This is a genomic window from Butyrivibrio sp. XPD2006 (assembly GCF_000420865.1).
In the GTDB taxonomy this organism is placed as follows: domain Bacteria; phylum Bacillota; class Clostridia; order Lachnospirales; family Lachnospiraceae; genus Butyrivibrio.
In genome coordinates this window covers 151,428-176,517 of sequence record NZ_ATVT01000002.1, presented here as the reverse complement: position 1 = coordinate 176,517, position 25,090 = coordinate 151,428, and the positions used below count along the sequence as shown (strand labels likewise).

At 44.2% G+C, this 25,090-nt stretch carries 19 protein-coding genes; 18 read left to right on the top strand and 1 reads right to left on the bottom strand.

The annotated features are described in order from the left end of the window. Positions 1-26: 26 nt before the first annotated feature. Together G590_RS0102730 and G590_RS0102725 are read left to right on the top strand one after the other, a co-directional pair. Positions 27-971: a TIGR03943 family putative permease subunit gene (locus tag G590_RS0102730; RefSeq protein ID WP_026493877.1), complete on the top strand. Its 945-nt coding sequence runs from the start codon at positions 27-29 to the stop codon at positions 969-971. Between the two features lie 15 nt (positions 972-986). Then, positions 987-1,985: a putative ABC transporter permease gene (locus G590_RS0102725; RefSeq protein WP_022764140.1), complete on the top strand. Its 999-nt coding sequence runs from the start codon at positions 987-989 to the stop codon at positions 1,983-1,985. Positions 1,986-2,040: 55 nt separating this feature from the next. Here G590_RS0102725 and rpsT read toward each other — a convergent pair whose 3' ends face one another. Beyond that, positions 2,041-2,304 carry a 30S ribosomal protein S20 gene (gene rpsT, locus G590_RS0102720; protein ID WP_022764139.1) on the bottom strand — a complete coding sequence of 88 codons (264 nt, stop codon included), beginning with the start codon at positions 2,302-2,304 and terminating at the stop codon, positions 2,041-2,043. 184 nt (positions 2,305-2,488) lie between these two features. Here rpsT and lepA point away from each other — a divergent pair, with 184 nt between their 5' ends. The 16 genes from lepA to G590_RS0102640 all read left to right on the top strand — a co-directional run bounded on the left by lepA (position 2,489) and on the right by G590_RS0102640 (position 25,070). Next, on the top strand, positions 2,489-4,300 hold the full coding sequence (lepA, locus tag G590_RS0102715; RefSeq protein WP_026493876.1) for a translation elongation factor 4: 1,812 nt from the start codon (positions 2,489-2,491) through the stop codon (positions 4,298-4,300). 12 nt (positions 4,301-4,312) lie between these two features. Beyond that, on the top strand, positions 4,313-5,488 hold the full coding sequence (gene hemW / locus G590_RS0102710) for a radical SAM family heme chaperone HemW (RefSeq protein WP_022764137.1): 1,176 nt from the start codon (positions 4,313-4,315) through the stop codon (positions 5,486-5,488). 46 nt (positions 5,489-5,534) lie between these two features. Next, positions 5,535-6,128 carry a 5'-deoxynucleotidase gene (yfbR, locus tag G590_RS0102705; RefSeq protein WP_022764136.1) on the top strand — a complete coding sequence of 198 codons (594 nt, stop codon included), beginning with the start codon at positions 5,535-5,537 and terminating at the stop codon, positions 6,126-6,128. 115 nt (positions 6,129-6,243) lie between these two features. Then, positions 6,244-7,365 (top strand): HD-GYP domain-containing protein, encoded by a 1,122-nt coding sequence (locus tag G590_RS18170; RefSeq protein WP_022764135.1) that lies wholly within the window; start codon positions 6,244-6,246, stop codon positions 7,363-7,365. A gap of 9 nt (positions 7,366-7,374) precedes the next feature. Beyond that, the gene (locus G590_RS0102695; protein WP_022764134.1) at positions 7,375-8,436 is read left to right on the top strand and encodes a type IV pilus twitching motility protein PilT; all 1,062 of its coding nucleotides are present in this window, start codon (positions 7,375-7,377) and stop codon (positions 8,434-8,436) included. 157 nt (positions 8,437-8,593) lie between these two features. Beyond that, positions 8,594-10,162 (top strand): YifB family Mg chelatase-like AAA ATPase, encoded by a 1,569-nt coding sequence (locus G590_RS0102690; RefSeq protein ID WP_022764133.1) that lies wholly within the window; start codon positions 8,594-8,596, stop codon positions 10,160-10,162. Positions 10,163-10,164: 2 nt separating this feature from the next. Continuing rightward, positions 10,165-11,313 (top strand): DNA-processing protein DprA, encoded by a 1,149-nt coding sequence (dprA, locus tag G590_RS18165; RefSeq protein ID WP_022764132.1) that lies wholly within the window; start codon positions 10,165-10,167, stop codon positions 11,311-11,313. A 205-nt stretch (positions 11,314-11,518) separates the two neighbouring features. After that, the gene (locus G590_RS0102680; RefSeq protein ID WP_022764131.1) at positions 11,519-12,850 is read left to right on the top strand and encodes an extracellular solute-binding protein; all 1,332 of its coding nucleotides are present in this window, start codon (positions 11,519-11,521) and stop codon (positions 12,848-12,850) included. Positions 12,851-12,960: 110 nt separating this feature from the next. Then, complete coding sequence (locus G590_RS0102675) at positions 12,961-14,358, top strand: carbohydrate ABC transporter permease (protein ID WP_022764130.1); 1,398 nt, start codon at positions 12,961-12,963, stop codon at positions 14,356-14,358. Further along, positions 14,358-15,221 carry a sugar ABC transporter permease gene (locus G590_RS0102670; protein WP_022764129.1) on the top strand — a complete coding sequence of 288 codons (864 nt, stop codon included), beginning with the start codon at positions 14,358-14,360 and terminating at the stop codon, positions 15,219-15,221. Before G590_RS0102675 ends, G590_RS0102670 begins: the two co-directional genes overlap by 1 nt. A gap of 13 nt (positions 15,222-15,234) precedes the next feature. Next, positions 15,235-16,233, top strand: a complete 999-nt coding sequence (locus G590_RS0102665; protein ID WP_022764128.1) for a LacI family DNA-binding transcriptional regulator — start codon at positions 15,235-15,237, stop codon at positions 16,231-16,233. An 11-nt stretch (positions 16,234-16,244) separates the two neighbouring features. Then, the gene (locus G590_RS0102660) at positions 16,245-18,452 is read left to right on the top strand and encodes a beta-galactosidase (protein ID WP_022764127.1); all 2,208 of its coding nucleotides are present in this window, start codon (positions 16,245-16,247) and stop codon (positions 18,450-18,452) included. A 73-nt stretch (positions 18,453-18,525) separates the two neighbouring features. Further along, positions 18,526-20,478: an EAL domain-containing protein gene (locus tag G590_RS0102655; RefSeq protein ID WP_081640967.1), complete on the top strand. Its 1,953-nt coding sequence runs from the start codon at positions 18,526-18,528 to the stop codon at positions 20,476-20,478. 2 nt (positions 20,479-20,480) lie between these two features. After that, positions 20,481-22,439 carry an EAL domain-containing protein gene (locus tag G590_RS0102650; protein WP_022764125.1) on the top strand — a complete coding sequence of 653 codons (1,959 nt, stop codon included), beginning with the start codon at positions 20,481-20,483 and terminating at the stop codon, positions 22,437-22,439. Positions 22,440-22,508: 69 nt separating this feature from the next. Further along, positions 22,509-23,774 (top strand): histidine--tRNA ligase, encoded by a 1,266-nt coding sequence (gene hisS / locus G590_RS0102645; RefSeq protein ID WP_022764124.1) that lies wholly within the window; start codon positions 22,509-22,511, stop codon positions 23,772-23,774. A 21-nt stretch (positions 23,775-23,795) separates the two neighbouring features. Beyond that, positions 23,796-25,070 (top strand): HlyC/CorC family transporter, encoded by a 1,275-nt coding sequence (locus G590_RS0102640; RefSeq protein WP_022764123.1) that lies wholly within the window; start codon positions 23,796-23,798, stop codon positions 25,068-25,070. Positions 25,071-25,090: the final 20 nt, after the last annotated feature.

The window sequence follows — 25,090 nt, the reverse complement described above, 5'->3', positions numbered from 1 at the left end:
TAGCAGAATTATTGAGGTATGAGATGATGAAACCTGTATATATTATTAATGGATTTTTGGATGCGGGAAAGACTGACTTTTTCCGCTATACAATAGCTCAACCTTACTTCAGGACAAAGGGCAAGACTCTTCTTATTGTCTGTGAAGAGGGTGAGAATGATTATGAAGAGAAGCTCCTTAAGAGCACCAATACTGTGATTGAGCGCTTTGAAGAGGAAGATGAGTTTACTCCCGAAGCACTTATAGCCCTGGATGCCAAGCATAACCCTGAACGTATTCTTATCGAGTACAACGGTATGTGGAATTTCAAGGAGATGAAGCTGCCTGTAATGTGGAATCTTGAGCAGCAGATCACAGTTATTGATTGTTCAAGTTTTGAACTCTATTTTAGCAATATGAAGTCTCTTCTGGCTGAACAGATAAGAAATTCTGATCTGATCCTGTTTAACAGATGTGACGGACTTACGGATAAACTTCCCTCATATAAGAGAAATGTTAAGGCCATCAATCAGAAGGCAGATATTATCTTTGAGGACAGGGACGGAGAAGTGGATGTAACTCTTGATGAGGACCTTCCTTTCGATCTTAACCAGGATCCTATCGAACTTAACAACTACGGATACGGAATGTTCTATCTTGATGCGCTTGATCACGTTGAGAGATATGAGGGTAAGAACGTCAGGTTCAAAGGCCTTGTGCTCAAGCCTGAAGAGTTCCCTGACAACAGATTCGTGCCGGGTAGAATGGCAATGACATGCTGCGCTCAGGATATGCAGTTCTTGGGCTTTGCCTGTGAGTACGATAAGACTGATGAACTTAACGAGAAAGACTGGGTTACTGTGACAGCCAAGGTGGTTAAGCAGTTTGTCCCGGAATATAAGGGCGAGGGCCCTGTTCTTCAGGCTATATCTGTTGAAAAGACAACAGAGCCTGAGAATCCTGTTATAGATTTTTCAAATCCACAGCAGTGACCGTAGGAGAACGAGATGTTTAATTATCAGCCAATGCAGTGGCTTTTCCTGTTCTTTTTTTACAGCTTTTTTGGCTGGATTTTTGAGACAATTTATGTATCTGTACATGAAGGGCATTTTGTAAACAGAGGGTTCATTCGTGGACCCTTTTTGCCGTTGTATGGATGTGGCGGAATCATGATGCTGCTGGCATCCAAGCCTTTTTATGAAAATATAGTTCTGGTATTTATTTCCGGATGTATCGGGGCAACGGCGCTTGAATATATAACAGCCGTTGTGATGGAAGCCCTTTTTAAGGTCAGATACTGGGATTATTCTCACAAGAAAATTCATTTTCAGGGGCGAATCTCACTTGAATCAACACTTGCCTGGGGCTTGTGTACTGTGGTTTTCACACACTGGCTTCAGATCCCTATTGAGAGGATTGTATTGTCAATTCCTTACAATATAGTTACCGTTGCAACCACTATCGTTGTGGTGATGTTCAGTGCCGACTTTATGCTGGCATTTAAGACTGCTCTTGATCTTAAGGATGTGCTCATATATATGGAGAAGGCCAAGAGCGAAATGGCGAGGATGCAAAAGAGACTTGATGTCATCATTGCCTTTAAAGGCGAGGATGTACGCGAGAGCATCGGAGATAAGATCGATGGAATCGGCGACAAGATCGGTGGAATAGGAAGTACAGTGGGAAATACCGTAGGAGCTATCGGCTCGGGTATTTCAGTAAGACTGGACAGCCTCAGCGATTCTCTTGAGAATTCATTTAAGACCATCAGGGATAAGATAAATCTGGATCCCGCAGCTTATGTCGGCAATGCGAGAGAAGAAGTTCTGGAACTCTATGCCAAGTACAGAGTTATCATGGCCAGATTTACACCCGGACCTGTTAAGAATTTCTTCGTGTGGTACAGAGAACGTACTATTGAGGGAAATCCTACAATGTCATCTGAATCTTATAAGGGAAACCTTGAAGAAGTGAAGGAAAAAGTAAAGAAAAGAAGAAAAAAGTAAAAAAATAAGACCTTAAGCAGCAGCCATGCTTAAGGTCTTTTCTTTATCGTTATGATTATGAAAGCTTGTTTACAGCAAGAGCGAGTCTTGAAACTTTTCTTGAAGCTGTGTTCTTCTTGATAACGCCCTTTGACTCAGCCTTGTCGATTGCTGATGTAGCAGCAAGAAGTGCCTTAGCAGCCTCTTCCTTGTTACCGGCCTCAACAGCAGCTCTAACCTTCTTGATCTCTGTCTTAACTGCAGACTTGATCATCTGGTTCTGTGCAGCCTTCTTCTCGTTTACTAAAACTCTCTTCTTGGCAGATTTGATATTAGCCATAATTACCTCCGATAATAATCAATGTAATAGTTTTTATAATAATGTTCGTGTGTGCATTAAGCCGGACACGGACAGTTAATGCCACATACGTAGAAATATTTTAGATGAAAATGATGGCGATGTCAATAGAGTTTGTGTTATAATTCAGCGTACGAGATTTATTAAATAACATACAGAGGAATAAATTGTGGATCAGAGTAAGATAAGAAATTTTTGTATTGTTGCCCATATTGACCACGGCAAGTCTACATTGGCTGACCGTATGATCGAGAAAACAGGTGTGCTTACACTTAGAGAGATGCAGGCGCAGGTTCTGGACAACATGGATATAGAGAGGGAGAGAGGTATCACCATCAAGTCCCAGGCTGTAAGAATGATCTATAAGGCGAAGGACGGGCAGGAATATACCTTTAACATGATCGATACTCCCGGACATGTGGACTTTGGATATGAGGTTTCAAGATCTCTTGCAGCCTGTGACGGAGCTATTCTTGTAGTTGATGCTACCCAGGGTGTCGAGGCCCAGACCCTGGCCAATGTATATATGGCACTGGATCATGATCTGGATGTATTTCCTGTCATAAACAAGATTGACCTTCCCAGCGCGATGCCTCAGGAGGCCAAGGATGAGATTGAGGATGTCATCGGAATTGAGGCTCAGGATGCGCCTCTTATTTCAGCCAAGAACGGCATTGGAATCGAGGAAGTACTTGAGGCTGTAGTTCACAAGATCCCTGCACCGCAGGGCGATGCATCAGCTCCTCTTAAGGCTCTTATTTTTGACAGTATATATGATTCATACAGAGGAGTTATCGTATTTGTAAGAGTCAAGGACGGCGTTGTCAGAAAGGGAATGAAGGTCCGCTTTATGGCAACAGGAGCAGAGGCAGAGGTTGTTGAGGTCGGATATTTCGCACCCGGAAGTTTTGTTCCGAGTGATGAGCTGACAGCGGGAGAAGTTGGATACTTTACTGCGTCCATCAAGAATATTCAGGATACCCGTGTGGGTGATACCGTTACTGATTCTGCAAAGCCATGTGCAGAGGCACTTCCCGGATACAAGAAGGTCATGCCTATGGTATACTGCGGACTTTACCCTGCAGACTCGGCTCACTATTCAGATCTTCGTGACGCACTTGAGAAACTTCAGCTTAATGATGCATCTCTTTTCTATGAGCCGGAGACTTCACAGGCGCTCGGATTTGGTTTCAGAGCAGGCTTTTTGGGACTCCTTCACCTTGAAGTTGTGCAGGAGAGACTTGAGAGAGAATATGACCTGAACCTTGTTACTACAGCGCCTTCTGTTGTTTACAAAGTTCACAAGACAGACGGAGAAGTGTTCGATCTTACCAACCCGACCAATCTTCCTGATCCGTCAGAGATAGATTACATGGAAGAGCCTATCGTAAACGGCGAGATCATGGTAACAACAGATTATGTCGGTGCCATCATGCAACTTTGTCAGGAGAGACGAGGCAAGTACCTGAGTACCGATTATATAGAGCAGACAAGAGCAATCCTTAAGTATGAGCTTCCTCTTAACGAGATCATCTATGATTTCTTTGATGCGCTTAAGTCAAGGTCCAGAGGTTATGCATCCTTTGACTATGAGCTCAAGGGCTATGAGAAGTCAGATCTCGTTAAGCTTGATATCCTCATCAACAGAGAAGAGGTTGATGCCCTGTCCTTTATCGTTCACAAGGACGGAGCATATGAGCGCGGTCGCAAGATGTGTGAGAAACTCAAAGAGGAGATCCCAAGGCACCTGTTTGAGATTCCTATTCAGGCTTCCGTGGGTGGCAAAGTCATTGCCCGTGAGACTGTCAAGGCATATCGTAAGGATGTCCTTGCCAAGTGCTACGGCGGTGATATAACCCGTAAGAAGAAACTCCTTGAGAAGCAGAAGGAAGGTAAGAAAAAGATGCGTCAGATCGGTAACGTAGAAGTTCCGCAGTCCGCATTCCTTAGTGTCCTTAAGCTCGATAACGTAGACTGACCGGGGATATAGATGATTAGTATGTTACCAAAGACTTTGTCTTTATATGTACACATACCGTTTTGTGCGAGGAAGTGCAATTATTGCGACTTCCTCTCTTTTAATGCGGAAAAAGAGCTGATGGATGAATACTTTGATGCTCTTGAAAAAGAGATATCGAAGTCGGCGAAAGAGTATAAAGACAGAACAGTTACTACGATATTCTTTGGAGGAGGCACTCCTTCTTTTGCAGATGAAAAAAGAGTTTGCGGCTTACTTCAGAGGATCAGGGATGAATTTAATGTCAGCGCGGATGCGGAGATCAGCATTGAGGTCAACCCTGCATCAGCTATGAGAGATAAGCTTGTTTCTTACAGAGCAGCAGGCTTCAACAGGCTCAGCATCGGATGCCAGTCCCTAAGTGATGATGAACTTAAGATTCTGGGAAGACTCCATAGCAGCAGTATGTTTGTTGAGACCTTTAATAACGCCAGAAATGCAGGCTTTGACAATATCAACGTGGATGTTATGAGTGCTCTTCCGGGGCAGAGTCTTGATTCCTATGGCAGTACACTGAAAAGGGTGCTGGAGCTGGAACCGGAGCATATCTCGGCCTACAGCCTTATTATCGAAGAAGGTACTCCTTTTTATGACATGGAATTGGATATTCCTGATGAGGACACCGACAGGGCAATGTACCACGAAACCAAGAGGATTCTGAAGGAACATGGTTTCCACAGATATGAGATATCAAATTATGCCCTTGGTGCCGGTGATGATGATGCCTATGAGTGTCGTCACAACAAGGTTTACTGGCAACGCGGCAATTACCTTGGCCTTGGCCTCGGAGCTGCTTCAATGGTGGACAATGTCAGATGGAGTAACATCCGGGACATTGGTACTTATGTAAAAGAACTTGCGGACGCCGAAAGCTCTTTTGACAAAATAAGAGAGAATGTGGAGGAGCTAAGTGTCAAGGCCCAGATGGAAGAGTTTATGTTCCTGGGGCTTCGCCTTGTCAGAGGCGTTAATGTCCGGCAGTTTAAGGAAACTTTTGGAAAAGACATCTCGGATGTATACGGCAATGTGATAGATAAATATCTTGGGATGGGGCTCTTGCAATACGCCGGAGATGAGGAAAATTATTTGAGCCTTACCGATGAGGGCCTTGATGTCAGCAACACAGTCATGGCAGATTTTTTGTTATAATGGATATTAGCTTCACATTTATGAAAAGGTATGAAGGGGGATTACTATGAACTACAATTTTTTCGCGCTTATATCAAGAATGAAATATATAAACCGCTGGGCACTTATGAGGAATACCAGGGAAGAGAATCTTTGCGAGCATTCCATGGAGGTTGCGATGATAGCCCACGCGCTCTGCACTATAGGTAATGTCAGATACGGCAGGAATCTTGATGCCAACAAGGCTGCGCTTATAGGTCTATATCACGATGCGTCCGAGATCATCACGGGCGATATGCCTACACCCGTTAAATACTTTAATGCCGATTTAAAGCACGCCTACAAAGAGGTTGAGGCAATTGCCGATGATAAGCTTCTTGAAAAACTCCCCGACGATCTGCGTCCGTCCTTTGAAGAGATTTTCAAACCTGAGGATTCAGAGGAAGAGAAATACATGAGAAAACTTGTCAAAGCAGCAGATAAGCTCTCTGCACTCATTAAGTGTATCGGCGAGACCAATGCAGGCAACTCGGAGTTTCGAACAGCCAAAGAGAGTACAGGTAAGGCAATAAGGAGCCTGTATCAGGAACTTCCTGAGGTTCTGGATTTTGTAAATGAGTTCCTTGCCTCTTACGGAAGCACCCTGGATGAGCTGACCTGAATATAATCTTTGTTTTAGCGATATTTAATTGATTTTTTGGCGATTTAGCATGATAATTAATTATGAGTAAGTTTATACAGTTAAAAAGCCATCTTCATTAAACGGAGCAAACAGGATGAAATTCATAAAATGTGAAGAGCTTAAGCCGGGTATGCGCCTTGCGAAACCCATATACAGTAAGAAGGGAGTTCTTTTGTATGATCGTGCTTCTGTGCTTAAAGATATGCAGAGCATTGAGAATATCAAGAGCTTCGGTCTTATTGGTCTTTTTGTCTTAGAACCTGCTGAGCCTGTTCCGCCGATGACTCAGGATGATCTGGAGTTTGAACGTTTCCAGACTGTTATGTATAACGAGATCATGGAGGAACATGCCAGGATCATCAAGAACCGAAAGCAGGAAAAGTTCCCCAATATATGTGCACAGATAATTAAAAACTACGGTAATCTCAAGAAAAAGATAACATTCCAGCAATCGCTCAGAAGCGCGGATGACTATATTTATAAACACTCTCTCAATGTTGCAATACTTGCTGCCATGATAACTCATACAATGAATGTTCCTCTCTCGGAACAGAATGAAGCGGTAATGGCAGCTGTAATCCATGATATAGGAAAGCTTACCCTTCCTGTGGAGCTGCAGTCCAAACAGCAGACAACGGAGGATGAGCGAGCCATCATTGACGGCCACGAAGTTCAGGGATATCCAATAATTGATGAGGCCTTTTCTACTCAGCCCAACATTAAGAGAGCATGTAATCAGGCAAGAAGAATACTTCTGGATTACTGGAATGGAAATCCGATACAAAACCAGAAGACGCTGACCGCGGCCAAGGTTCTCGTGGTTGCCGGAATATTCGACAAGGAAACAGCTGTGAGAATTGATGATTCACCGGTTTCGGAGGTCATGGTCATCAGAAAGATGATGCATAGAAGTGATGTCTTTGATCCGAAGGTTGTAAACGGCCTTATCAATTCGCTTAATATTCTGATTCCGGGAATCAGTGTAGAGCTCAATACAGGAGAGAAGGCGCTGGTAATAAGGACCAATGATGATGATTTCTTAAGACCCACGGTACTCAGCTTCAGAGATAATTCCATCATTGACCTGTCAAACAGAAGAGCCTACGGAGATCTGGAGATTGTTGATATCATGAAGACCATGGACAACAGATGCATAATGGACACCTCCAGGATGAAGGCTTTGGGCATTGCGGTGGAAGAACCGGAATACGTATAAGGAGAGTTTATGTCACAGATTACAGATATACTGAAGAAGGCAAAGGATGAGGGAGCATCTGACGTACATATCACGGTAGGTATTCCGCCCAAAATGAGAGTAAACGGCAAGCTGATCACCATGGATGAATATGGTAAAATGCTGCCCAAGGATACAGCAGCTATCGCTGAGGAGATCATGTCGGAAAAGCAGCAGGCTGCTCTTGATGAAAAGGGCCAGCTTGATATGTCTTTTTCCATTCCTCAGGTCGGAAGATACAGGTTGAATGTTTTCAAGCAGAGAGGCTCTACAGCCATGGCTTTCAGAGTAGTGGCTACGCAGATACCATCGGCGGAGAGCCTTGGAATTCCCGATTCTGTAATAGATCTCTATCAGAAAAAGAGAGGACTGGTGCTGGTTACAGGCCCCACCGGAAGCGGAAAGTCTACAACTCTGGCATCCATCATTGATACGATAAACGCTAACAGGGAAGCCCATGTTATCACACTGGAGGACCCTATCGAGTTTACATATCAGCACAATATGTCAATCGTCAATCAGCGTGAGATTGGCACGGATTCAAACAATTATGCCAGCGCTCTGCGCGCAGCTCTTCGTGAGGATCCGGATGTTATCCTTGTTGGAGAGATGAGAGATCTTGAGACTATCAGTACAGCTATTACTGCAGCCGAGACCGGACATCTGGTGCTTTCGACGGTTCATACAATCGGCGCATCCAATACTGTTGACAGACTTATAGATGTATTTCCGTCGCATCAGCAGCAACAGGTCAGAATACAGCTGGCGGGTGTACTTGAGGCCATCGTGTCACAGCAGCTTATTCCCATGAACGATGGTGTGTCCAGAATCGCAGCTTTTGAGGTGCTCCATATCAACAGTGCCGTAAGAAACCTTATCCGTGAGGGAAAGAGCCATCAGCTCATTACCTATATGCAGACCTACAGAAAGCAGGGTATGATCACGATGGATGATGCAATCCTTGAACTTTACAGGGCTCAGAAGATCGGACGCGAGGCGGCTCTTACCTTTGCACAGGATCCGGATACCATGCAGAATAAGATGCTCAGATAAAATCATAAAATTTTTCAATCTTAAGAAAATCTTAAAGATTTTTAAGGTCGACCTGTTGTATAATCAGCAGGTCGATTTTTGTTTTATATCTAAAATTCTGATATTTCTGTGTTTGTCTACAAGGGAATCCCACTATTTGTAGAAAAGAGGAAATTTAATGTTTAGTTCTGTAACTTCGGGAGCCGTGGGTGGTATCTCTTCCTACCTTATGCAGGTAGAAGTGGATGTCAGTGACGGACTTCCGAGCTTTAACATGGTTGGCTTTATGAGCGGAGACGTGAGAGAGGCCGGCGAGCGTGTCAAGGTGGCACTGAGAAATGCCGGGACAAAGATTCCGCCCTCAAAGATAACCATCAATCTGTCCCCTGCGGATATAAGAAAGAGCGGCGTTGTGGTGGACCTGCCGATAGCTGTGGGCATCATGGCAGCCATGGGCGAGATAGATACTGATTCTTTAAAAGACACAGTGGTTCTCGGAGAGCTGGGCCTTGACGGAGAGGTGAAGGCAGTAAAGGGGATACTGCCAATCGTTACAAGGGCGAAGGAAATGGGCTATAAGCTCGTTATTCTCCCGGACAGCAATGCCAGAGAAGGTGCTGTGGTCGATGGAATTAAGATAATAGGAGTTGGCTCTCTACAGGAGGCCAGCCAGTATCTGAATGCCCCGGAGGAAGAGAGGGACAGGCTCATTGCACCGACCGTTGTTGATGTGAAAAAGTTGTTTGAAGATGCTGAGTATCTGGATGAAACTTTGGATTTTGCGGATATCAACGGACAGGCAGGAGTTAAAAGAGCTACTGAAATAGCGGCGGCCGGTTTTCATCACATAATGCTGATCGGGCCGCCGGGGGCAGGAAAGAGCATGGTGGCAAAGAGAATTCCTACAATACTTCCGCCACTGACACTGGAGGAAAGCCTTGAGGTTTCAACCATCTATTCGGTGGCAGGAATGCTCTCGGATGAAGAGGCACTTATAACAAAAAGACCTTTTATGAGTACTCATCACCTGGTAACTGAGACAGCACTTGTGGGAGGTGGATCGACTCCCCGCCCGGGTATTATATCCCTGGCTCACAGAGGAGTTCTTTTTCTGGATGAGATGCCGGAATTTCCCAGAGCCAAGCTTGATCTGCTTCGTCAGCCGCTTGAGGATCGCAGCATCCATATCGTGAGAAACAGAGGGACGTATACATACCCTGCGGATTTTCAGCTTGTGGGTGCCTTGAATCCCTGTCCTTGCGGTTATTACCCCGATAGAAACAAGTGCAAGTGTACACCTGCAGATATTAAAAGGTACCTGGGACACATATCCGGACCTATTCTTGACAGGGTTGATATCTGCGTTGAGGCTCCGAGAATAGATATCGCAGATCTTGCAGTGAAGAATAAAAATGCCAATGAAAGCAGCAGGAGCATCAGGAAAAGAGTTTTGGAAGCCAGAAAGATACAGGAAAAGAGATTTGAAGGAACTGCCATCAAGTTCAATTCGGAGATGACACCCAAGGATATTGAGAAGTATTGTGTCCTGGGACCCAAAGAACAGGCTTATCTTGAAAACGCATTCTGCAGCATGGAGCTCAGCGCAAGAGCTTATCATAAGATCCTGCGTGTGGCCCGCACTATTGCTGACATCGACGGCTCTGAGGAAATCAGGCAGATACATCTGATGGAAGCGGTCGGATACAGGATCACAGACGGAAAATACTGGCATCAAATGGAGGAATAAAAATGGAAATAAGTGAAAAAGATTATGCATACTGGCTGTTCAATGTTCCCGATGTGGGAAACGCCAGTGTGGACAAGCTTCTTTGCAGTGGACTTAGCTGCAAGGATGTATATCAGTTAAGTTCAAAAGAACTGTCAAAACTGCTTTCAAGGAAGAAAGTTGAGAGCATAGAAAGATCAAGGTACAGCTGGGATTTTGAGGGCGAAAAGAAAAAGCTGAAGGACAAGGGCGTGCGATTTGTGTCTAGAATTGATCCTGAATTTCCGGAAAAACTAAAGAACATACCAAACGCACCGTTCGCAATCTATGTAAAAGGGGACCTCCCCGATCCGGCGATACCTTCTGTATCCATCGTAGGAGCCAGGATGTGCTCCGAATACGGAAGATATATGGCAAGACAGTTCGGAAGAGGGCTTGCTCTTTCCGGCGTACAGGTGATAAGCGGAATGGCAAGAGGCATTGACGGTATTGCGCAGGGAGCTGCGCTTGAGGCCGGAGGAAAATCTTTCGGGGTACTGGGGTGCGGAGTTGATATCTGCTATCCGCCGGAAAATAAGGTGATATATGATGCGATGCTCAAGAATGGCGGTGCTGTTTCAGAGTATCCTCCGGGAATGGAACCACTGGCCAACTTCTTTCCGATGAGAAACAGGATCATCAGTGCACTTTCTGATGTGCTTCTTGTGGTGGAAGCAAGACAGAAATCAGGAACACAGATAACAGTAGATACTGCGTTGGAGCAGGGAAGAGAGGTGCTGGCTGTGCCGGGAAGAGTAACAGACAGACTTAGCGATGGCTGTAATTACCTTATAAGTCAGGGTGCCGGGATTGCCACCACAGTTGAGGACGTACTTGACAGGCTTTGGGGGATTGAGAATCTGAAGCAATCAGAAAAATCCACTGAGGAAAAGGCTGTATCGCCGACGGCTTGCGCATCTGACAATGAGTTGGAAGTTAATAAAGAGTTAACGCTTGAAGAGAAGATTCTGGAAATAGTTGACATCATTCCGGTTTCGACATCTTTCATTGCCGAGGAGCTTTTTAAAAGAGGAGAAAACCTTTCTATGCCTGCACTTTTGACCACTTTAATGGACATGACCTGTTGCGGAAAAATTGCGCAAAACGGTGCATATTATCGCAGAATCGCGTAGAGAAACCGAGTGCGCAAAACGTTACCGACAACGTTTCCGGAAACGTTCCCACTAAAATAGTCAATGTGCATTTTGTATAATTTTTTGGCAAAAATATGTAACAAATTTCTTAATTGACAAAATATTGCACAAAGCATAGACTCATTAATAGAGCAACCGATTGCGCAAAGTTGCGCAGTCATTTTTAACAAACGGAGGGATTTATATGAAAAAGAAATTGGTATCTGTTTTAATGACAGCTGCTATGGGTGCAACACTCCTTGCAGGATGCGGCGCACAGGAAGCAGCACAGACAGCTCAGGAGACAGCAGAGACTGTTGCTGAGACAGCTACAGAAGTGGCAGAGACAGCTCAGGATGCAGCAGAGGCTGTAGAAGAGATCACAGATTACGGTACAGGCGACATTAAGGTTTGGGTTGCTGATAACGTAGTAGATTTCACAAACGAGCAGATCAAGGCATTCCAGGATGCACACCCTGAGTTCTCAGGATACACATTCACAGTTGAGGCTGTTGGTGAAGGTGATGCAGCCGGAAACATGATCACAGACGTAGAGGCCGGTGCTGATATCTATGCATTCGCACAGGATCAGATCGCAAGACTTGTTACTGCAGGTGCTCTTGAGGTAGTTGAGGATTCAAACGCAGAGGCTGTTAAGGCTCAGAACGATGCCGGTGCAGTTGGTGCAGCTACAGTAGGTGGAACACTTTATGCTTATCCTCTTACATCTGATAATGGATATTTCCTTTACTATGATAAGAGCGTTGTAACAGATCCTTCAACTCTTGAAGGCATCATTGCTGATTGCGAAGCAGCAGGCAAGAACTTCTACTTCGAGATCAACTCAGGTTGGTATCAGACAGCATTCTTCTTCGGAACAGGTGCTGAGCTTACATACGATACAGATGATTCAGGTAACTTCACAAAGTGCAATTCTACATATGCATCTGATGCAGGTGTAGTTGCTCTTAAGAAGATCGCAGAAGTTGCTTCTTCAAAGTCATTCCAGAACGGTTCAGCTGTTTCAAACGCAACTAACTGTGGTGCAATCGTTGATGGTACATGGGATGCACAGGCAGCTAAGGATATGTTTGGTGACAACTATGCATGTGCTAAGCTTCCTACATTCGAAGGCGCTGATGGCAAGACATATCAGATGAGCGGTTTCGGTGGATTCAAGCTCCTTGGTGTTAAGCCTCAGGAAGATGATCTCAAGCTTGCAGTTTGTGATGCTCTTGCAGCATTCCTTTCAAGCGAAGAAGTTCAGCTTGCAAGATACAATGCAGTAGGTTGGGGCCCTTCAAACCTCAATGCACAGAAGTCAGATGCAGTTCAGGCTGATGAAGCTCTTTCAGCTCTTGCTGATCAGCTCCAGTACACAATCCCTCAGGGACAGTACCCCGGAGATTACTGGTCACTTGCTACATCACTCGGCGATTCAGTTATCTCAGGTGAGATTAAGGCTGATTCTTCAGATGAAGACTTCATGAAGGCTCTTACAGATTTCCAGACAACATGCGAGAGTTATGCACAGTAACCTCCTGTTAAACTGAAATATCGACAAACATATCAGGCCCGGATTCATTAAGTTTCCGGGCCTGTTTTAAACTAAAAACGCTTGCGCATTGGTAAAAGGAGGCTGATTGTATGGCAAAGGGCGCAGATAAAAACAAAAAAAGTGCAGCGTCTTTGTTTTTTGAAGCTCTGGGAAAGGGCTTTAAGGAAATAGGGGTGACATTTGTTGAGGGCGATATAAAGACTAAACTCTCATACATCATCTTCGGACTTGGTCCGATTCTCAGGGGACAGATACTCATCGGAATTGCACTTCTGTTGTGCGAAGTACTGTTCTTCTACTTTATGGCCGGATTTGGCTGGCAGTATCTATCCAAGTTTTCAACACTTGGAACGATCGCCACCAAGAAGGTGGGACGAAAGACTGTTTACGGTGACAACAGCTTTTTGATCCTGCTGTTCGGCGTTTTATGTATCTTTGCCATAATTGCATTTGTTGCTATCTGGTATATCAACGTAAGAGAAAACCGCAAGGAAGAACTTCTTTTAAAAGCAGGTAAAAAGCTCCCGTCCAACAAAGATGTCTTTTTATCACTCTTTGACAAGAATTTCCATAAGACACTGTTGGCACTTCCTGTAACCGGAATCTTTGTATTTACGGTACTTCCGATTGTATTCATGATTCTGGTGGCATTTACCAACTATGATAAGAACCACCAGTCACCATCCAATCTGTTTACATGGGTTGGACTGGAGAACTTTAAGAATCTTGTTTCTTTCTCCGGAGCAGGTATTGGCGGAACCTTTGTACAGGTTCTGTTATGGACCCTTGTATGGGCTTTGTTTGCGACATTTACAAACTATTTCCTCGGCTTGGCAGTAGCTATGCTGATCAATAAAAAGGGAATAAAGTTCAAGAAGCTTTGGAGAACAATTCTGGTGCTTACAATTGCTGTTCCGCAGTTCGTATCACTTCTTTACGTAATGAAGATGTTCGCCAATGACGGACTTATCAACGGATATCTTATAAAGTGGGGAATCATCAAGAATTATATTCCTTTCTGGACAGATCCGATGCTGGCAAGAATTACCATTATCGTTGTCAATATCTGGATCGGTATTCCTTACATGATGCTGATCGCAACGGGACTTCTTATGAACATTCCGGAGGATCTGTACGAGAGCGCAAGAATTGACGGCGCAAATCCCTGGCAGATGTTCAGAAGCATTACCCTTCCATATATGCTGTTTGTTACAGGACCGTTCCTGCTGACACAGTTTACAGGAAACCTCAACAACTTCAACGTTATTTACCTTCTTACTCAGGGTAAACCACAGTCAGTTAACCTTGCAGAGAAAGCCGGATATTCAGACCTTCTTATCACCTGGCTCTACAAGATGACTGTAAACGACACCAACTATCGAATGGCAGCGGTAATCGGAATCATGGTATTCGTAGTTACAGCGGTGATTTCACTGGTTGTTTACAACATGCTTCCGTCAGTTAAAGATGAGGAGGGCTTCCAATAATGAAATCATACAAGACAAAAAGAGCCATCGGAAACGCTATTGGCTATATCATACTGATACTTATAAGCATTATCTGGCTGTTCCCGTTTGTGGGACTTGTCCTTCAGAGCTTCAGATCCTATGCCACAGAGTATGGCGGAATGGTAGATTATCTAGTGCCCAAGCATTTTTCACTGGACAACTACAAATTCCTTTTTGACAGCAGTCAGACCAACTACCTTTTATGGTATAAGAACACCATTATTATTGCGGTATTTGTTTCGCTTTTCCAGACAATCATTCAGCTGTGCGTAAGCTATGCACTTTCAAGAATGAGATTTGCAGGAAGAACATTCCTTATGAGATTTTGGCTTATCCTTGGTATGTTCCCCGGATTCCTTACTATGATCTGCCTGTATTTCCTTTTGAAACAGTTTGGACTTACACAGGCAGGCGCTATCCCCGGTCTTATTCTTGTGTCTGTGGCAAGCTGTGGAATGGGTTACTATGTCTGCAAGGGATACTTTGATACAATACCCAAGGCACTTGATGAAGCGGCTATGATTGACGGAGCAACAAGGTCAAGGATATTCTTCACAATGATCATTCCTATGTCCAAGCCGATCATTATCTACACTGCATTGGTTGCTTTCATGGCTCCGTGGTGTGATTACGTATTTGCTTCTTACGTTGCATTCGGACATGACACAAGCTACAACGTTGCAGTAGGTATGACAAGATGGGTTTGGACCAACGATTATCAGGGTTACTTCACTAGATTCTGCGCAGGCGGCGTACTTGTAGCAATCCCTGTAACATTGTTGTTCATGTTCCTTCAGAAATACTATGTTGAAGGTGTAACGGGTGGTGCAGTAAAAGGTTAAGAAGGTTATTAATATGGCGGATGGCAAAATTACAATCGATGATGTTGCCAGAGCTCTCGGTATCTCAAAAACCACTGTTTCCCGCGCTATTTCCGGCAAGGGAAGAGTGGGCGATGATACCAGGCTGAGAGTTCTGGAATACATTGAAGAACATAATTACAGGCCTAATTTGATGGCAAGAGCCCTTGCACAGCAAAAGACCTATAACATCGGCGTTATATGGCCTGATGATTATAATGCTGTGGATCTTCCGTTCTTCCAGCGCTGCATGATTGGAATGAGTGAGGTTACTTCCGGCTATGGCTATGACATAATTGTGTCGCTGATTAGCGGAGATGATTTTACGGGCTTAAGGAGGATAATCGATAACCACAAGGTTGACGGAATTATTCTCACCAGGACCCTTGTGCATGACAGACCGGCCAGATTCCTTAAGGAGAGCGGAATACCCTTTGTGGCTGTCGGAAGCACAGACGATAAGGATATTATCTATGTGGATAACGACAATTATGCTGCATGTAAGGAACTGACATCGATTCTGATTGCAAAAGGGCTTAAGAGGCTTGCACTCATTGGGGGATCAACTGAACACATTATTACAAGAACCAGATATAAAGGCTTTGCTGATGCCTTTAAGGATGCGGATATCAGCATCGACAGCAGCCTGGTATATCTTGATGTTGAATCTATGTCCAAGGTTGGCAATATCCTCAAGGATCTTCGCAAGAAAAACATCGACGGTGTTATCTGCATGGATGACAATATTGCCGGCGAAGTTATTTCAAGATGCAGGGATGAACACGTCAAGATCCCGGAAGACCTTCGGGTTGCTTCCTTCTACAACAGTTCAATACTGGAGAGCGCAATACCTTCAGTTACATCACTTAATTTTAATGACAGAAATCTTGGTGCGGTAGCTGCTAAGACTCTTTTGGATATTATCGACAATGTGCCCGTTACGAGCAAGATGCTGGGAGGATACGAGGTAATACTAAAGGAAAGCACCAAATAAGAGGAGTTTTTATGAATATCACGTCAAAATCGAGCATTACCTTCGATCCCATAAGTCTGATTGTCGATGGTAAGCGCGTCTTTCCGATGATGGGAGAGATGCATTTTTCCAGATATCCCCGCAAATACTGGGAAGAGGAACTGCTTAAGATGAAGGCAGGAGGGATCGATATTGTATCCCTCTATGTCATCTGGATCCACCACGAGGAAATACAGGGTGAGTACGATTTTACAGGCGACAGAGACCTAAGGGCTTTCCTTGAGACAGTTAAAAAATGCGGACTCTACAGCATTTTGAGAATCGGACCGTGGGCGCACGGAGAAGCAAGAAACGGAGGCTTTCCCGACTGGCTGCTTAAGGATGCGAAGGCTAAGGGGTATGAGCCCAGAACAGATGCTCCCGAGTATCTTGAACACGTAAGACGTTTTTATGAAAAGACCTATGAACAGTCCAAAGGATTTTTTATAAAGGACGGCGGACCTGTAATAGGCATTCAGATTGAAAATGAGTACGGCCACTGCGGAGGCAAAGGCGGAGAAGAGGGCGAACAGCACATGAGAACTCTTCTTGCCATGGCAAAAGAGATCGGATTTGAAGCGCCGATCTACACGGCAACAGGATGGGGCGGAGCTGTCACAGGCGGCATGATCCCTGTTATGGGCGGTTACTGTGAAGCTCCTTGGGATCAGAGGACCACAGAGATTGAGCCAAGCGGTAACTACATTTTTACCAGAGAGAGGAATGATCACAATATTGGTTCGGACCATGGACTTGGAGCCGGGATCACCTTTGATATGGACAAGTTCCCCTATCTTACAGCAGAACTTGGCGGAGGACTTCAGGTTACAAAACACAGAAGGCCGATTGCTACAGGCACTGATACCGCGGCGATGACCATGACCAAGCTGGGAAGCGGAGCGAACCTTCTTGGCTACTATATGTATCATGGCGGAACAAACCCCAAGGGCAAGCTGACAACTCTTCAAGAGACCAGAGAAACCGGATATCCCAACGATCTTCCGGAGTGTTCCTATGACTTCAATGCACCTCTTCGCGAGTATGGACAGATGGAAGATACCTACAGACATGTAAGGCTTCTTTCTACCTTTATTCATGATTTTGGCGATGATCTGACTGATATGGCATATACCGAGCAGCCCGGCAATCCGGCCAAGCCCGAGGATTTACAGAGCCTGAGGACGGCAGTCAGATTTAAAAGAGCTATAGGACCTGATGGAGAAAATGCTCCAAGGGGTTACTTCTTTGTTAACAACTATCAGCGAAGATACGAGATGGCAGTCCACAAGGACGCTGAGCTTAGTGCTTACGCTGAGGATGGAAAAGAAATACTGGCTTCTTTCCCGAGCAGAGATGTGGAGGACGGAGACTATTTCTTTTATCCGTTTGGAATGCCTGTGGGGGAGAAAGCTCTTTTGACCATTGATGCAACACCTGTATGCATCTTACACGGTGCAGGAGCCGGCGGACATGATGCTTATGTCTTTTATACTGATGAAGGAAGACAGGCAAGTGCCGATGTTAAGGGGGATCTGGACGGCAATACGATCATAACCCTGACGGCTGCAGAAGCGCTTCATGCGGCCAAGGTGACTATAGGAGGAAGAGAGCATCTGATCATATCCGACGCAGAAGCAGTAACTGATGCGGACGGACATGTGCAGCTTTACTTTGAGGTTTCACAGGAAGAGAAGTTCAAGACTCCGCAGTTCAGGATTTATCCCGATATTGACTATGAGCCTCAGGGATTTGAAAAGGAAAAGAAGGCCGGAGATGTGCAGGATTTCCTGAGCGGAGATGTATTTGCGTTATACCGGGGCAAGAACAGGATCGGAAACACTCTTTCTGCGGAATTTACTCAGAAAAGCGAGACAGCCTATGAGATAAGACTTCCGGGCAGACTTGACGGCTTGGGAGAGATCTTTGCTTGTATAGAGTATGAGGCAAATACTGCTAAGCTCCTTAAGAACGGAGAGGTCCTGGATGATAATTTCTATACCGGACAGGATTTCGAAGTTGGTCTTAAGAGATATTTTGACAAATTCGGAGAAAGTGATGAGCTTATCTTCGATTTGGAGCTTGAACCTCTCTATGAAGGTGACAAGATATATCTCCAGAATTGGCCAACCATGCGGGATGGAAAGGCATGCCGACTTGTTAATATACTTTTAATAGTTCAATATTGTATCAAAATATCATAACTTGACGTATAATAGTGTTATCGGACTTATGCCCTCCGATAACACTATTTTTATGGGATTATAAAGACAGAATATGCAGTATAATTATTACTTTGATATTTGTGCATTGTGCATCTTGGGAACTGTTGCTATAACCTCTCTGTCAAGACGCTGGGTACCGGCGTATAGGCAGAGAGCTTATGTCATGCTCTTTTTGGCCACATTTGTAGCTACTCTTGCCGAAAGAATGGAGACCTACCTTCAGATGAGGCCTTTTTCCGGTGCCTGGTATCATCCTGCTGAGATGTTCTGCGGTTCCCTGTATTTTATTGCACATCTTGGAACAGGTTTTTGCTATCTGAGATATATTCTTGCTGTTCTTGATATTTATGTCGATGCCAGGAGATTATCGGATTTTCTCGGAGTTATGCTTGGATACTACATCGGCATTGCTCTTGTTGTGATCAATCTTTTTGTGCCTGTTTTGTTCAGCTATACAAAAGATGGCCTTTATCAAAGAGAGAAATTTGTTTTCCTGTATTATATCCTTGCAGGCTACTACGTGGTCTATGGAATCTCCCTTCTTTTCAGATACAATGTTTTGATGCGACTTAGAACGAAGCTGGTTGTGCTATCATTTGTACTGCTTACTCTTTCAGGCATGGTTGTTCAGTTTATATGGCCGACGGTGCTTATTGAAAATCTGCTAAGCACAATCGGAATAACTCTCGTTTATATTTCTCTTCAGAATCCCAGTGAAATGGTTGATGAGAATCTGAATATTCTTAACAGAAAGGCTTTCCTTGAGGGCCTTGATCTGAAGACCGGAAGAAAAACATCACAGAGCACTATCTTTGTGACAATAGACAATATCAGGGCTCTCAGTGATGAGATCGGTTATGCACAGGCTCAGGCCGTAATGAAAAAGATTGCTAGATATCTGAAGTATGTGGGAAGAGTGGAGTACAGACTTCAGTGCTATGCATACAGATACTCTGAATACGTATTTGCGGTTACAGTGCATACAATTGATAAAAACAAAGTACTGGCGCTTTTGAACAGTATTTCAAAGAGACTTCAGCAGTCATGGAATTTTTCCAACATGGCAATCAGGGTTGAATCCCACTGTTTCCTTATGGAATATCCTGAACATTACAGGACTGCTACCGAACTTCTGACGAGACTGGATCTGATTGTTGAACATGCCGCTTCGGATATGGACCAGATTATTGATGTCAACAAGCCTGAATATAATGAGCTTAAGAAGATAACCGATTATGATATGCTGGCCAGGACCAACCTGGATACCAAGAGCTTTGTCATCAGATATCAGCCTGTTCTGTCAAAGATATACAGGATAAATTATTGTGCTGATGTACTGTGCTTTTTAAAGGATGATTACGGGAACGAGATTGACATGCGCGGACAAATACCGGATGTCAATGGTACTCAGGCGCTTATGGATATGGATGAAACTGTGTACAGAAGAGCCTGCAGAGCGCTGGCTTTTTGGAATGCCGGAGATAAGAACGGCAAGTACAGAGCTGTAGTTGGTATGTCTCAGGGCGAGATTTCCAAGAGTGACTTTATCAGAAGGATTAAGAAAATTGCCAGAGAGGAAAAAGCGGAGAATTCCTGGATCACACTTAAACTCACCGAGACCACCATCACGACGATGAATTCTGTAGCTGAGCGCAATCTTAAGCTTATGGGCGAGCAGAAGTGTACCATTATCGTCGATGATTTCGGAAGCGGCTACGGAGATCTGGATAAAATCATGGCGCTGCCTGTTACTCAGGTTAACATTGCTCATGACATTCTGGTTAAGGCCCGTGAGTCCGAGAGAATGAGAACTGTAGCCAAAGGAATAGTAAATCTGTTCCATGACATAAGTATTTTTGTGGGCGCAAAAGGCATAGAAAATGAGGAAGATAAGCTGATGGCAGAAGAACTTGGCTGTGATTTCCTTATCGGCGATTACATGGGATATCCCATGAAGGACAGCTCTTTTGTCAAATATATTGATGCTTACTTTGAAGAGGGATAAGGATGGGACTCATCACAAATCCTGAACATTATAATGTCTGTTTTGGTATTGCATCCTTGCTTGTGATCATTGTTGTGCTTATTATCCACCTGGCGGAGGAAACACACAGCAATAAGCAGAAGCGGATTTTTGGGATGCTTCTTTATGATGCCCTGATTTTGAATGTTGCAGGTCTTTTGCACAATATTTGGCTTTACAGCGATTATTTCAGGCTTATCGTACCGGCTGTTGGCAATGACTGGCTTGTGCTTGTGGAAAAGATCTGTTCTTATCTGCTTGCGTATATCTCAATGATATATGTCATGACAATCTACCGTATTGAACTTGACTCTTCTACAAGGAAGATACTGCTCTTTGTTCCGACATTGTTTTCAGTTCTGTTTTTCCTCAGTGGTCTTATAAGTGACTTCTTCTTTACGTTTTCACCGGAAGGAGAACTTGAATACAACTATCCTCAGGGGGCGCTCGTTAATTTCTCGCTGTACGTCTATTTTATTTACGCGGCTTATTTGTATGTAAAATACGCCAGGTCACTCAGCTCGGAGAAATTCATATCCCTTGTTGTTTATTATGTGCTTATGCTGTCCGGAGTTCCGATAAGGATCATAACCAAGTCCAGCTCTATCTTTGAGTTCAGTGTATCGCTGGCTCTTCTGCTCTGCGTGTATACGGTGCAGAACCCCGGTGAGTTCAGGGACGGAGTAAGTGGCGCAGGAACCAAGAATGCACTTAATTTTGCTATCTCCAGTAACCTTCTTCAGAAAAAGATATTTACCGTATTTGGTGTAGCTTTGGAAAGGCTTGAGGTTTTAGTTGGAGGAGAGTCTCTTGAAGCTATCTCGGAGCTCTTGTCGCAGATTACATTTTATTTAAAACAGATAAGTCCGGAGGGAGAAGTCTATTATACTGATGACGGACATTATATGATGCTGTTCCCTGATGTTGATCCCGATGATGCTGTTATAGAGAAAGCTACCGAACAGATAAACAAAAGATTCAAAGATACCTGGACTATGAAGGGACGTGATGTAAAGATATTCCAAAGTTCCTATGTTTTAGGTTTCCCGGATGAAGTGGACTCACTTGATAAGTTCAATGAGGTGAGGGAGGTTATTAAAAAATCTCTTATCCATCATAATCGGGATATTCTCAGAGTGTCAGACTTGAATCTCAAGCACATTGAGCATGATAAGAAGATAGATTTGATAGTAAAGCATGCATTGGATGATGACCTTTTGGAGGTTTATTATCAGCCGATTTATGACCCCAAGACCGGTTTGTTTTCGTCCTGCGAAGCTCTTTTAAGACTCAGGAATCCTCAGATGGGATTTATTTCACCTGCTGTTTTTATGCCTGTTGCAGAGAGAAACGGTATGGTTGTATCAATAGACAGCTTTGTACTTGATGAAGTATGCAATATGCTTGCAAATACAGACGCTGCACAAAACGGTCTTGATTATGCGGAGGTCAATCTGTCGGTGGTTGACTGTATCCAGGCTAACCTGTACGAGAATGTTATAAAGACAATGGAAAAGCATGGCGTAAAGCCCGAGCAGCTGAATTTCGAGATAACCGAAACCTTTGAGGAAGGAATAACTTCGGTTATGGATGAGAATATAGGAAAACTTATCAGCTATGGAATTCCATTCTCAATGGATGATTTTGGTACGGGCTATTCAAATCTTGCCAGAATAGCAACCCTTCCGGTAGAGATTTTTAAGCTGGACAAGAGTATCATTCAGTCAGCATTTGAATCGGAAAACTCCTATATGGTAATGCTTAATCTTGTTAAGATCATCAAATCTCTGGGAAAAGAGATTGTGGCAGAGGGTGTTGAAACTGAGGAACAGGCCGAGCAGATCATCAGAATCGGATGTGACCACATTCAGGGCTTTTACTATGCAAGGCCAATGCCCAAAGATCAGTTCCTTGAATTCCTCAGAGAGAACAATAAGCATTAAAACGCTTGTGCTTACTGCTAAATAATAGTAAAATCTAGCAGTATATAGTATTTTGGAGGATTTTTAGAGATGGCACTTGTGAAAAAGCCCGTTACGGGCATGAAGGATATACTTCCTGCTGAGATGCAGCTCAGAGACTACTGCATCGGAGTGATCAAGAAGACTTACGGTGAATTCGGATTTACATCCATTGAGACACCGGCCGTTGAATCCCTTGCAAACCTTAACAGCAAGCAGGGAGGAGAGAATGAAAAACTCATCTTTAAGGTTATGAAAAGAGGTGAGAAGCTGAACCTGGCTGAGGCCAAAGAGGAAAATGACCTTACGGATTCAGGACTTCGTTATGACCTTACGGTTCCGCTGGTACGTTTTTATGCAAATCATGCCGGAGAGCTCCCTTCACCTTTTAAGGCCCTGCAGATGGGCAATGTGTGGAGGGCTGACAGACCGCAGAAGGGCAGATATCGTCAGTTCATGCAGTGCGATATCGATATTCTCGGAGAGGCATCAAACCTTGCGGAAATCGAACTTATACTTGCTACAACAACAACTCTCGGCAGACTTGGGTTCAAGGACTTTAAGATCAGGATCAACGACAGAAGGATTCTTAAGGCTATGGCAGCCTACAGCTCTTTTCCTGAGGAGGAATACGATAATGTATTCATAACTCTGGACAAGATGGATAAGATCGGAATAGAGGGAGTTTCTGAGGAACTTGTGGGGGCTGGCTTTGCACAGGAGAGCGTTGATAAGTACCTTGATCTCTTTAAGGCAGCAGAGGGCAAAGACTCTTTGGAAGGACTTAAGGTTATCGCAGATAAGATAGGCGATTTCCTTGATGCCGATACCAGAGAGGGGCTTTCAGAGATCATAAGCTCTGTAGAGAGCACCAAGACAGCACAGTTTGAGATGGTGTTTGATCCTACACTCGTGCGCGGTATGAGCTACTATACAGGAACAATCTTTGAGGTGGCGATGCCTCAATACGGCGGAAGCTGCGGTGGCGGCGGAAGATACGACAAGATGGTAGGCAAGTTCCTTGGACAGGATACTCCTGCCTGCGGATTCTCCATCGGATTTGAGAGAATTATCATGATCATGATGGATGAAGGCTTCAAGATTCCGGGAGCTGATCAGAAGAAGGCTTTCCTTATAGAAAAAGGAATCGCCGGAGACAGACTAGCTGAGATAATTAAGGAAGCTCAGGAAGAGCGTGCTAAGGGTTCACAGGTTCTTGTGGTTCGCATGAACAAGAACAAGAAGTTCCAGAAGCAGCAGCTTAGTGATCAGGGCTATGAAGATTTCAAGGAATTCTATCTCAATCCGCTCAGTTAAGACCTGTTAAGGAGAAAGAAATTGGACGTACACTTGTTAAGGATAATAATTCTTGTTGTTCTGGTATTGTTATCCGCATTCTTTTCATCGGCAGAAACAGCGCTGATGACATGTAATAAAGTAAAAATGAAGGCACTTGCCGACGAGGGCAGCAGGGGCGCCGCAAGGGTGCTCAGGATATGTGAAGATACCCAGAAGATGCTCTCGGCAATACTTATCGGCAACAACATTGTCAATCTGAGTGCTTCGGCGCTGATGACTGTTTTTGTCACAGACTTATTCGGAAGCTTCGCCATTGGAATAGGAACAGGAATATTGACACTTATCGTTCTTATTTTTGGCGAGATCATTCCCAAGACCATAGCAACTGCCTATGCCGAGAATATTTCCCTGTGGTATTCGGGGATAATAGTTGGGCTGATGGCTGTAATGGTGCCATTTAGTTTTGTTATTAACGGTATCGCAACGGTTATACTGAAGATCCTTCATGTTGATACAGACAACCGTCAGGCCATGACGGAGAATGAGCTTAAGACTTATGTGGATGTAAGCCATGAGGATGGTGTTATCGAAAGCGGCGAGAAGGAGATCATTTACAATGTATTTGACTTTTCCGACGCCGTAGCCAAAGACATCATGATACCAAGGATCGATATGAGCTGTGTAAGCACACAGGCTACATACGATGAGGTCATGAAGATCTTTAAAGAGAATATGTACACCAGAATTCCCGTATTTGAAGGGAATGAGCAGGATAACATCATTGGCCTTATAAACGTCAAGGACCTCATTCTTCTCCAGGATCATGAGTCGTTTAAAATCTCGGATCACCTGAGAAAAGCATATTATACATATGAGTTTAAAAAGACTGCCGATCTTCTGGTGGAGATGAGAGAGAAGTCACAGAATGTGGCATTTGTATTATCTGAGTACGGAGCTACCGTTGGAATGATAACTCTCGAAGATCTTCTTGAGGAGATCGTGGGAGAGATCAGAGACGAATACGACTCGGATGAGATCAACCTCATCAAGAACGTCGGCGGAAGACGATATCTTGTAGAAGGTAATATGAAGCTGGACGATATAAACGATGAACTGGGGACAGAGCTAGACTCTGAGGACTACGATTCCATCGGAGGACTTATGATCGAGGCTCTGGACAGACTTCCGGGATATGGGGAAACGGTCACTTTGGATAACGGTATAACACTTACCGCAAGAGGCATCAAAGGAAACCGAATCACCAAGGTTCTTATTACCGTTACCGCTCCGGCACAGGAAAAAGAAAAACTTTAAAAGTCCACTTTTATCTTTGG